This is a genomic window from Wolbachia endosymbiont of Pentidionis agamae (genome assembly GCF_036711655.1).
Lineage (GTDB): Bacteria > Pseudomonadota > Alphaproteobacteria > Rickettsiales > Anaplasmataceae > JAZHPY01.
In genome coordinates this window covers 1-11,337 of record NZ_JAZHPY010000032.1, presented here as the reverse complement: position 1 = coordinate 11,337, position 11,337 = coordinate 1, and the positions used below count along the sequence as shown (strand labels likewise).

The window sequence follows — 11,337 nt, the reverse complement described above, 5'->3', positions numbered from 1 at the left end:
CTGAGTAATTAATAAATAATATATAAATAATAGTTTGTAGTCTTATGTTAACTTCAGTTATAAATTTTCCATTACTTATAGATAAGGAAACCAACCTTGCTAATTACATTGCACAAGTACGGAAGTTTCCTAACCTTTTACAAGAAGAAGAGATATTACTTGCAAAAAACTGGCGTGACCATAAAGATGTTACTTCTGCACATAAACTAATTGTAAGTCACTTAAGTTTAGTAGTAAAAGTTGCAATGAAATTTCAAAATTATGGAATGTCGTTGATGGAACTCATTATGGAAGGAAATGTTGGATTAATGCATGCAATAAAAAAATTCGATCCAGATCTGGGTTTTCGTTTTTCGACTTATGCAGTGTGGTGGATTAAAGCTTATATAAAAGATTATATACTTAAGTCATGGTCATTAATTAAGATAGGTACAACACAGGCGCAGAAGAAATTATTTTTTAGCTTGCGTAGAATAAAAAATAAGATCTTGAAATACACTGGTAGGGAAAGTCTCACCCAAGAAGAGGTAAAATCAATATCTGATGAATTATCTGTATCCGAAGAAGATGTAGTGAATATGGATAATCGCTTAACTTATAAGGATCAATCTTTGAATAAAGTTAGTGATCACTCTCAAAAAGAATTACAAGAAATAATTCCATCTGGGCAACTTAATCAGGAAATGCTGTGCCAAATTAACGAGGAAAGAAAATTAAAAGAGCAAATCTTAAATAACGCTTTAGCAACTTTAAATGAAAGGGGACGTGATATTTTTATAAAAAGATATATGTTTGATGATTGTCAAACTTTGGATGAATTAAGTAAGAAGTATAATATATCTAGAGAAAGGATAAGGCAGATTGCAGAACAATCAATGGAAAAAGTTAAAGGATACGTTAGATCAGAGTGTGCAAAGCTAGGGCTGAAGTTTACTATGGGTTAGACATGATACGTGTTCTCTTTTTAATGTTTTTTGTTACTTTAACACATGAGGTTTTTGCAAATGAAAATCATGTTTCTAAGCTTGAAGGAAAATATAGAGATTGGCTGGTTTATACGCACTTAGATGGTAATGAAAAAGTATGCTATGTTGTTTCATACCATAAAAAGAAAAATAAAAGTCAGTATGTTATGGTAAATTATGTAAGTAAAGCAGCAGATGAAGTAGTAGTCAGCTCTAATTCACATGGTCCTGTAGTTTTAAATATTGATAATAGAACAACATATAAGCTCCCAATAATAAATAATGGGCTTGCATGGGCAGAAAATATAAAAATTGATCAAGATATAGTAAAAAAAATGAAATTAGGGTTATCTATGGTAATTAAGAGTAACTCAAATCCAGTAACTTATTCACTTTTAGGGTTTACTGCGGCATACAATAAAATGCATGACTTATGTAAATAGCCTAATTTCAATTTTCAATTAATTTACAAATTTGTTCTTTAATACGTATTTGTATATCAGAGTCTAATGTTCTAATTGAATCATCTATGTTACTATCACTTAGTATTTCATTTGGATTATCTACTATTTGACTAGTAATACTTTCTATTTTTCTGCTATCTAATTTTTTCATGATAGGAGTGATAATTACCTTACCTGGAAAACCAAAACCATGATCATTACCTTTAATACATCCTCCTGCACCAGGCATATAGCCTGAATTATTAGAATAGTCTGCACTATTAAATAACTTGTTATTACACACACCTTCCTGATATTTCTCTACCCCATTACTACTTATATATGCATTTTTATCTATATTAGTTATATATGCATTTTTGTCATTAGCATACCTTATATCCGTAAACGTCTGAGATCCTATGACCAGACCTCTCTCAAAAATTTTTGTTTTTTGTTGTCCTTCATAATGTTGTCCACCACCTGCAACACGTATTAATATTTTACAGTTACTCTTTTGTTTATCACAAATCTCTATTTCTGTTGGTCCTCCGTTTGTATTTACTATATAATAATCACCGTTTGGTGATACTGATCCACCTGTACCGACTCTCTTTACCTTTATAATAGGATAGTTCTGATCAATTTTAAAATTAGCATTAACATAGTTGCCGGGCATCCCTGCTCTACGCTCTATATCTTTCTCTTGTATAGCTTTTGGGTGAGCTGCTTCACCACCACCCCAAGCTTTTATGATGACATGATCATATTGTGATAAATCCCCTGTAAAATTATCCGTGTTTGTAAGTGTATAAGATTTTGTACCACTATTTTGGATTGATTCTCTCATTCGCTTTAAGAGACTTTCTATATCACTTGTTAACTTCTCTTTTAATTTTGTTAAGTCGAATGCACATAATTTATCAGCAAAGAAAACTTCTGGTCTATTTGCTTCTATTACACTCTCTAATTTTGTACATGTTACTTCACGACCTTGATCATCCTTACATATTATTCTTTTATTATGTGCATCTCTTGGGTCTGGTATTTCCTCATATTTTAAAAAGAAAGGTTTGCTATCTGTTTTATTTACGTATTCAGTGGATCTTGTACCATCTTTGCATCCATCAGCACCTTGCTGGCACTTCTCTCCTATGATTCCATCTACCTCTTTATATACAATCCTATGAGTAGAACAATTTGCTTTTGTTTTGATATCTTCATCTTTGTCTAAAGGCTCAAGATTGTTTCCCTCTCCTGGAATAAAAAGATATCCTGTATTATCAAACGTTATTTTGTCTAGCTCATCTTGATTTTTATTTTTCAAAAGGTCTATTGTTACAGGTACCCCATCTTGATTCTTGCATAATTTATAATGAATTCTATTTGATTCTCTTGAGAAAGCTGTAACATATTTAACATAAGTATTACCTAAAGATTTTAAATTATAAATTTCATTACCTCTTTTTAAGAAGAATTCCTTAGTACTTGGTTTTAAACCGGAAAGACATAGCATATTACTTCCAGATTCTTCATAGAAAAATTCCCTTCTTTCGACAATGCAATTACTGGTATTGTCACTACATCTATTTTGGATTTTTGGAATATAATTACAGCTTTTTAAATTTTTAAATTTATCACTTTTTTCTAATATAGCTGAAATGATATTTGACTGTTGATTACTCTCGACTTTCTCCATTTTTGGTCTTATTAATTTTAAATCCAGTTCTCCTACTCTTTGTTTATCTACAATCATTCCGTTTTTATCAATAACTCCTCGTTTACTAACCTTAAAAACACATCTACCATTTTGATAATGGCCTCCAATACTATTGCAATCTTGTTCTTTTATTTTTATAGTGACTTTTAACTCACCACTTTCTACTTCAACTTTTTCTGGATCTGGAATGGGTGGTGCAGGAAAACAACGAGTAAATTGAGGCTTGCTGCTATTATCTGGCTCTGAAGTTCCATAATAATTAGCGCATAGTTTATTATCCTTTTTATAAGCTTTAAAATAATACTTTTCGTTTTCATGTGGGATAGAACTAATGCTAGCATTATCTTCTTCTAAATTAGCTCTAAAATCATATCTGCTATTAAGTCCAGTTATCATAACTCCAATTCTAGGATTAATAAAACTGTTATCATCATGTCTTATTGGAACTATTCTAACACTTACTGCAGGAGATGGTGTAAGTTGATCACAAAGTGGTGGCGGCCCTGGAAGAAGCGGTAAAGGTGCACACTGCACATATGTTTGAAAACAAGTATCGCAAACATTATCCATGTTTCCTGGTCTAAAAATATTTGCTCCTTGCCCCCCCCACCTAGCAAAAATTGCAGTAAAACCTGTCATACACGCTCCTTTTTGGCTACATGCACATATTTTGGGCATAGAACCATAGATTTGCATCTTTCTATCGTATTCTGCCTTTTCTTCATCAGTTATATCTTCAGCCCATTTCCATGGTAATCCTTTTCCGACTTTTGCTCCAATTTTTGTTCCATCTCCTGTCCAGTCCACAAATACCATAGCAGAAACACCTGCTCCAGATCCTTGAGTTCCATATATCTTTTTACAAGATGTGCCGTTGTATAATTCATGGCAGTATTCTGGATATCCTGTGCCACCCTTGCTACAAACCTTAATTTTAGGATTAAAGTAAGCATCAACTCCCTGATCTCTTATAACCATAGCACGAATTCGTGTACGCCATCCATTTCCCCATGCAAACGCAAAACTTTCTTCTGAATGGGTATTAGATTTAGCAAGCCAAGGGCAATCTGCATATACCTGACATAAGAAACTAGATATGAAAAAAAGTATCAAAAAAAAACTAAACTTCACACTTCTCATAAAACACAGGTAACCATTCATTTGCTCTTTCTCCTTTTTCCTTAATTGCATCATACATGTATTTTACAGTTTCTTTATTTGCTGATAATACGTATGCTTCCTTCATATTTTTAATATCTAAATTCAAGGTCACTAGATCTTCATATTGTTTTATTAAAAATAGTCCTTCTTGTTCTGGAGTTTGTAATAAAATATTCAATTCCTTCCTAGATAGAGATAAGTATTTCATATATAATCTACTAGCGTTAACATTAGGCATAAAGATTTCTGTATCTATATGCTTTTCAAGATATTGAGTAAACTGACCTTCAGACATTAAGTTTTCTATACTAAAAATCACTACTACATTTAATTTTGTCATTCTTAACATCCATTCATTAAATTCTTTTTCTGTGCGAAAAATACTAATGACTTTTGATGCTTCATGTAAGACAAGTATTGTAGGTGAACCATTACATCTTACTTCAAAAGAATATAAGAAATAGTAAAGTATGACAGAAATACATTCTGCTTGCTTTATGAGGTGTGAAGTATTTATCGTTATAACTTCTGCATTCCAATCAATATCATCAGATTCATTACTTTCTTTAAGTAAATAAGTTAGCTCTCCATCATCAAGCCATTTACTAATATTTCCACCTAATAAATTCAGTACTTCTGAAAGCTTCGAAATAGAACGAGACTCCTCTGGTAAAATAAAAATAGAATTTACTACTTTTTTTATTTTATTATTTGTTTCCTCTGAACAAATACCTCCTATCATTCTCCTTATTAATTCACAAAGCATATTGCGATTTTCTACACTATCTTCTACATTCAGCGGGTTGAATTTAAGACTTTTATCCTTGTATTTTGAATCGAGTATATAATATTTTCCTCCAATTGCTTTGGTAAAAATTATTGACTTCCCTGTACTATCTAATATTACAATTTTCGCACTACATTTTCTTGACTCAGAAAGTAAAAAATTAATCAATGAAGTCTTGCCAGAATTTGGTACTCCCAATATTGCAGTATGACCACTATTTTTCTTATTATGAAAATTAAAGAAATACAAATCTCCTTTGTTTGAAGTAAAAGCTGTTATAGCTTGATTCCACTTTCCGCCTTTCAAAGTCCCCAGTGTGGAGTGATGTAATAAAGAAAAGCTACACGCATACTTCATTAATATAGCTTTTGGCTGTATGATAAAACTAAAATTACCAGGAAGTTGCGACCAAAAGTGATCCTCTAGATGTAAATCAGTTTTTACTAACATTAATCCAATAGATGCAAACACAGATGATAAGTCTTGAGTATTTTTAGCTAATCTAGATTTATCATCTGCATGTATTGTAAACATAATTGCTTGCTCACAAAATTTTACACCGCCAGTGTTCTGATATTCAATCATTTCATCTATCCCAGACATCTGAAGAAAATTTTTATCTTCGCTAATCTGCAATATGGCAGCTTGTTTGTTTACAATTTTCATTGCTTTGTTCTTGGTACTAGTTAAAATTATTTCTGTAATAATAAACTCACCGTCTAAGTTTAAACAATGACTTGTAGTACTTAGTGGAATTTCCTTATATTCCTTTATCCTAAATATAGAACCATATTTTTTCCTGTTTTGAAATGTTATCTGAAATGAATTGAAGCCGAAAGCAATTTTTAAATCTTTTACATAACTGGATGCATTATTTTCGGCAAGAAAGTATCTTTTATTCGTCAATGTAGTTATATGATAAAGTAATTCAAGTACTTCAGAATATGGATTATTCTGATCAAATTTTATGCCTAATTTTTCAGCTTTAAAGGATTCTAGATCTTTCTTTATTGATCCCACTGTTTTTTGTAGTTTCTGATGATTCTTTTCTAATAGAGCTTTATATTTACTCTTTATACTATTGAATAACAAAGGATTTTTTACTACTTCATGCAAATTATTTACTAATATTACAATATATAGCCCATTTTCGTAGTACAATTTCCCGTTGCTTAATTTATTAAGCCATGTGGAGTGCAGTTGATCAGAAAAATCATTTGTATCTTTCCATCCTAACTCGAAGTTACTACGTTTTCTTACCGTGTGAATCCAAATAGAAAAGAAAGTATCGTTTATATTCTTAGTTATACTTTTTCTAATCTCATTTCGTAAATTACTATCACTACTAAAAAGATTGCAATTATCTATTTTTATAATTTGTAATAACTCACCATTTTTGGTAAGTATAGTTTCTTCATCATAATGGCAAGCATAAGGAATAAAATCTAAATTTACATTTTCTATAGGAGAAAAATTTTTCTTTTTTAATTCACTATTATTATTTGAGGACCCTTGTACCATGAAGACCTACATGCTGTTTAGTGACTTTTCCTTTATTCTGCTGAATTTTTCTCTGCTATTTTTTTTTGAGTAGTTTTATTCCCAAATTCAGAAATTAAAGATTCCATTTTTTGTCCTATATAATTCATTCTTTCCTTTAAAGGATCAACTATGTTATCTGGAACACCAAATATAATGCCAAGGATAATGAGAATTAGTATAAAAAAAATAAAACCTCTAAATAATATAAAAATCGCTATTACACCTATACATATCCAAATAATAGTTGACGAACCCATATTATCTAGCATAGAAGAAAATTCTGATGTTTTTTCTTTTACATGATCCTTTACATTCTCTATATCTAATTGATTACTCAAATCTGCCTGACCGAAATACGGTAATAAAGTATAGCTTAGAACAGTAATTGTTAATAATAGAATTTTATAAAGCTTAAACATTAAATAACCTTTTTACAGGAACTGATTAAATTATAGCAACAGTTATATCATTAAACAACATTCGATTTCTCAGTGACTTTATTTTAAATTGGAAGTATACTGAATTTTAATAATTCAAATTATTTTTACAAGTTTTTATAAGTTTAATATCAACCTTGCGTATATCACTAAATTACGAAATGCAAGTTAAGGAAATTTTAACAGAAATTATGTTGTCTATTGAATAAAATAAACAAAAGGTAGGTTCATGGAAGGATCAAGTCTTACAGTGCTAGCAAAAAAAGAATTAAAAAACAGTGCTTTATACACTTGTCTTGAAAAGTGTAAAGGTGCTTTCTGGTTTATTTTCTGGTTCAGTTCAGGAATTAATTTGCTAATGCTCTTTTTGCCTCTCTATACTTCGCAAGTGTTAGATAGAGTAATATCTAGTGGAAGCAAGCCAACATTAGTCATGTTAACAATTATTACTCTGTCTGCCTTTGCTTGTTCAGCTATGCTGGAAACTTGTAGATATCTAGCTATGGCAAAAATTGGCGACTGGATTGACAAAGTTGTAACACCTGATTTAATTATACGATCAATAAAGCTTATATCTATTAAAAACTCTACTTCTAGTGGGGAATCAGTACGTGATCTCGGTGTTATAAAAAGTTTTATCACTGGTAATGGCATATTTTCACTCTTTGATGCTCCATGGTCAATTATTTATTTAATCGTAATTTTTAAAATACATGCTTCTACTGGCTTTATTTCAATAATTGGTATAATAATACTAATTTCTATGGCAATATGGAATGAATTTGCAACTAAAAGAATATTGCAAGAAACTAATGAAGAAACTATTCGTAATATTAATGCTATTGATGTTGCAACCCGCAATGCTGAAGTAGTAGAGGCCATGGGTATGGCTAAGCACATAGTGTCTGATTGGTGTGGAAGAAATGATCAGAATCGTGCTGATCAAATCAAAGCACAAAATCGTTCTAATTTGATTACAGGAATTACTAAATTTTTAAGATCAACTCTACAGATATCAGTTATAGGAACAGGTGCACTTCTTGCAATTTCAGGATATCAAACAGCTGGCGGTATAATTGCTGCTTCAATTCTAATGGGCAGAGTTCTAGCGCCTTTCGATGCTGCAGTTCACACTTGGAAATTTTTAAATCAGGCTAGGATGTCATATAAAAGACTCCAAACTCTTATATTGACTTCTCCTAAAAGAGAGCAGAGTATGGATTTACCTGAACCACAAGGTAAATTGGTGTTTGACAGAGTATTTTTTACTCCTTACGGTAGTAATAAACCAACAATAAAAGGTGTATCTTTTGTTATCGAACCAGGAGATATAGTTGGTATTATTGGTGCAAGTGCATCTGGTAAATCAACAATTGCAAAACTTGTTGTTGGCGTGTGGAAACCTTTATCTGGTGTAGTGAGATTAGATGGCGCAGATGTATATACTTGGAACCGAGAAAGTTTTGGTAATTATGTAGGTTATTTACCTCAGGATATTGAGCTTTTCAATACTAGTGTAAAGGTTAATATTTCTCGTATGAAACCTAACCCTGACCCTGAAGCAGTGATTAAAGCGGCAAAAATTGCTGGTATACATGAGCTAATACTAAGCTTACCAAATGGTTATGATACCATTATAGGCGGAAGTTCTGGAGTAACTCTTTCAGGTGGACAAAAGCAATTACTTGGAATTGCCAGAGCTTTTTATGGTAATGTGAAACTTTTGGTGCTTGATGAGCCAAATGCTAATTTAGACAGCAATGGAGAAGCTTGTTTAATAAAGGCAATTGAAATGGCCAAGAGATATAAAATTACTGTTATTATTATTACACACAAGATATCGTTATTATCTGTAGTGGATAAAGTTATTGTTATGTCTGATGGAGTTGTATATGCAGCTGGTCTGCGGGACGAAATACTAAAAGCATGTTTGCAAACTCATGAGTGAATTCAAAAACTATCACATATGATGTGAATTTTTATAAATTTAGGTTTTTTCTAGCTGTCACTTATAGATTATGGCTACCAGGTTTATATACCCTTGTTAACTCACTTTGAACGTTAGTTGGCACAAATTTACTAATATCACCACCTAATTTCGCTATCTCTTTAACAAAACTTGATGAAATAAATTGAGTGTCTTCAGAAGCAGGGAGGAAAATAGTATCAATTTTGGAAGAAAGCTTATAATTTATCCAGCTCATCTGAAATTCGTAATCAAAGTCTGAAACAGCTCTTAAGCCTCTAATAATAACTGATGCATTGTGTTCCTCCGCAAAATGCATTAATAAACCACTAAAAGGTATTATGTTCAAATTGCTCATACTGCCAATACCATTTTTAATCATCTGTGTTCTTAATGCTGCACTAAAAATTATGTTTTTGTTAATATCTTTTGCAACTCCAATAATAAGTTCATCAACTAATCTATATGCCCTTTTTATTATATCAATGTGACCAAAAGTTATTGGATCAAATGTTCCAGGATAAATTCCTACTCTTTTTTTGTTACTCACGTGCAATGCAATATATTTTATAATTTATTATAAGTTAATTTGTGATGGACATAGTAATATTTTTTATCTAAATATAAATATGTTGGCCTGATAGCTCAGTTGGTAGAGCAAAGGACTGAAAATCCTTGTGTCGCTGGTTCGATTCCTGCTCAGGCCACCTTCTCTGTTACTAAGTTTACTTTTTTATTGAAAAATATTATATTTTAGTTATAATACTTATATAATAATTCAGTGAGGGTAAAGGCTATGATTCATACATTCTATAAAAAAATATTTAATTTGTTATTTGTACTTTTGTTGTTCAGTAGTAGTTTTGCTTATGCAAACATGGACAATATAAACATAAAAAACAGCAATATTGTTGTTGGTTTGCTAAAAACAGAAAAAGAAACATACCGTCATGAGCTTGGATTATCTCAAAATATCTATGAGATGTTTAACAACTTTGGAGTCAAAACTGTACTGATTGATTACAAAAAATTAATTAGCCTTAAAAAAATTAATGCAGAATCACTTAGCTTAGCAAAGCAAGATAAAATACTTGCGAGAAAGTTAACGTTGGATCGAATAAAAATAGAGGTTGAAAAATTTATAGCAAAACACAACATAAACAGAATCGTTATCCCCGGTAATTACTATCACGTGCATACAGAACCTTTTGCACCTACTCCTTGCCGTCAACTTGTGACTGAAGCAATTGTACAAATAGTAGATGATAACCCTTCAATCCATTTACTAGGTATATGTGGTGGTTTGCAAGGTATCATGCATGCAAAAGGAGTTGAAGTAGTACGCGTTGCAGATATCATTAATGATGAAGTAAAACAAAAATCTCACTTAAAATCTGCACCTAATCCACAGCTAGAGAATGTGCCTCTTCAGCAAATAAGAATCGTACCAAATAGTCGCTTAGCGGAAATAGTATCTAAATTTTTAACACCTGATGAAAATGGGTGGTTTTCCGTCTGCTTTCCTGACGCTCATTCAGGAGCAGTAAATAACAGTCCTGAAAACAGGAGAAAATTAGAATTGCTAGGATATAAAGTTGTAGGATTCTCTAATGATGGAGTTATAGAAGCAATTGAAGATAAGCATGGCAATGTTCATTTTCAAAGTCATCCAGAAGCTCTTGTTGTAAAATCAGGTAGAAATTTTTATCTATCCACACAGAAGGAGCGTCAAGTATCAACTTTAGTTGCAATTTCAATAATACATGATTTTCTTTATCGTTAAACACATGCAGATTAGCATCCTCCTCCTTTATTAGGAGGTGCTAATTCTCTTCAATTCATTTTTACCCTTTGAATGGTTTTCAAGCTTACTAATATTCAAGTTGCTTTAGATTTATAGTCTCTCGTATCCTTTGTTCTTCTTCTCATTATTTGATTTAACATTAGAAATCATAGGTAGCATTATTATTCTAGAAGATGAATTATCTTTTAGAAATTCTTCTTTATGATTGTAATATTTTGGATTAAACCCCAGACTTTTGAGCTTTGGCAACGCTTCCCATAGCTTTTCTATAACATCAACACCTACCAAAGTATCCATCAAATCAATAGATGTCAGTTCTTTACAATGCTTTGATATATCTTTTAGAGTCCCATCATTAACATGCCGACACGCACACAAATCAAGAGATTCAAGTTTAGGAAAATTCCGTAGTTCTAAACCATTAAACTCAGTAGCATTCAAATTTATGGATCTAAGATTTATAAGACATTTTATAAGCGATAAATCTTTCACATCAGTATAACTCAAATCAATAG

General features: G+C 31.4%; 9 protein-coding genes and 1 tRNA gene. 5 read left to right on the top strand and 5 right to left on the bottom strand.

Annotated elements, in window-relative coordinates:
• Positions 1 to 44: 44 nt before the first annotated feature.
• Together V6U76_RS02715 and V6U76_RS02710 are read left to right on the top strand one after the other, a co-directional pair.
• Positions 45 to 944, top strand: a complete 900-nt coding sequence (locus V6U76_RS02715; protein ID WP_333023485.1) for an RNA polymerase factor sigma-32 — start codon at positions 45 to 47, stop codon at positions 942 to 944.
• Positions 945 to 946: 2 nt separating this feature from the next.
• On the top strand, positions 947 to 1,408 hold the full coding sequence (locus tag V6U76_RS02710; RefSeq protein WP_333023484.1) for an invasion associated locus B family protein: 462 nt from the start codon (positions 947 to 949) through the stop codon (positions 1,406 to 1,408).
• 7 nt (positions 1,409 to 1,415) lie between these two features.
• Here V6U76_RS02710 and V6U76_RS02705 read toward each other — a convergent pair whose 3' ends face one another.
• The 3 genes from V6U76_RS02705 to V6U76_RS02695 are packed head-to-tail and all read right to left on the bottom strand — an operon-like array spanning position 1,416 to position 7,034.
• A complete protein-coding gene (locus V6U76_RS02705; protein WP_333023483.1) occupies positions 1,416 to 4,319 on the bottom strand; it encodes a hypothetical protein in 2,904 nt (967 codons plus the stop codon).
• Positions 4,246 to 6,594: a VirB4 family type IV secretion/conjugal transfer ATPase gene (locus tag V6U76_RS02700; RefSeq protein ID WP_333023482.1), complete on the bottom strand. Its 2,349-nt coding sequence runs from the start codon at positions 6,592 to 6,594 to the stop codon at positions 4,246 to 4,248. Before V6U76_RS02700 ends, V6U76_RS02705 begins: the two co-directional genes overlap by 74 nt.
• Before the next feature lie 32 nt (positions 6,595 to 6,626).
• Positions 6,627 to 7,034 carry a hypothetical protein gene (locus tag V6U76_RS02695; RefSeq protein ID WP_333023481.1) on the bottom strand — a complete coding sequence of 136 codons (408 nt, stop codon included), beginning with the start codon at positions 7,032 to 7,034 and terminating at the stop codon, positions 6,627 to 6,629.
• 247 nt (positions 7,035 to 7,281) lie between these two features.
• Between V6U76_RS02695 and V6U76_RS02690 the strand changes: the two genes are divergently transcribed.
• On the top strand, positions 7,282 to 9,000 hold the full coding sequence (locus tag V6U76_RS02690) for a type I secretion system permease/ATPase (protein ID WP_333023480.1): 1,719 nt from the start codon (positions 7,282 to 7,284) through the stop codon (positions 8,998 to 9,000).
• 61 nt (positions 9,001 to 9,061) lie between these two features.
• Here V6U76_RS02690 and coaD read toward each other — a convergent pair whose 3' ends face one another.
• A complete protein-coding gene (gene coaD, locus V6U76_RS02685) occupies positions 9,062 to 9,568 on the bottom strand; it encodes a pantetheine-phosphate adenylyltransferase (protein ID WP_408647414.1) in 507 nt (168 codons plus the stop codon).
• Between the two features lie 84 nt (positions 9,569 to 9,652).
• Here coaD and V6U76_RS02680 point away from each other — a divergent pair.
• Both V6U76_RS02680 and V6U76_RS02675 read left to right on the top strand, forming a co-directional pair.
• Positions 9,653 to 9,725: transfer RNA gene (locus V6U76_RS02680), tRNA-Phe, on the top strand.
• 92 nt (positions 9,726 to 9,817) lie between these two features.
• Positions 9,818 to 10,801 carry a gamma-glutamyl-gamma-aminobutyrate hydrolase family protein gene (locus V6U76_RS02675; RefSeq protein ID WP_333023486.1) on the top strand — a complete coding sequence of 328 codons (984 nt, stop codon included), beginning with the start codon at positions 9,818 to 9,820 and terminating at the stop codon, positions 10,799 to 10,801.
• Between the two features lie 111 nt (positions 10,802 to 10,912).
• Here the strand turns inward: V6U76_RS02675 and V6U76_RS02670 are convergent.
• Positions 10,913 to 11,337, bottom strand: a 425-nt coding sequence (locus V6U76_RS02670) for a leucine-rich repeat domain-containing protein (RefSeq protein ID WP_333023478.1), incomplete at its 5' end; no start/stop codon positions are given.

Bases quoted from the DNA above. Each gene is read 5' to 3' on its own strand.
- V6U76_RS02715 (WP_333023485.1), top strand. From the start codon at position 45: ATGTTAACTTCAGTTATAAATTTTCCATTACTTATAGATAAGGAAACC.
- V6U76_RS02710 (WP_333023484.1), top strand. From the start codon at position 947: ATGATACGTGTTCTCTTTTTAATGTTTTTTGTTACTTTAACACATGAG.
- V6U76_RS02705 (WP_333023483.1), bottom strand. From the start codon at position 4,319: ATGATGCAATTAAGGAAAAAGGAGAAAGAGCAAATGAATGGTTACCTG.
- V6U76_RS02700 (WP_333023482.1), bottom strand. From the start codon at position 6,594: ATGGTACAAGGGTCCTCAAATAATAATAGTGAATTAAAAAAGAAAAAT.
- V6U76_RS02695 (WP_333023481.1), bottom strand. From the start codon at position 7,034: ATGTTTAAGCTTTATAAAATTCTATTATTAACAATTACTGTTCTAAGC.
- V6U76_RS02690 (WP_333023480.1), top strand. From the start codon at position 7,282: ATGGAAGGATCAAGTCTTACAGTGCTAGCAAAAAAAGAATTAAAAAAC.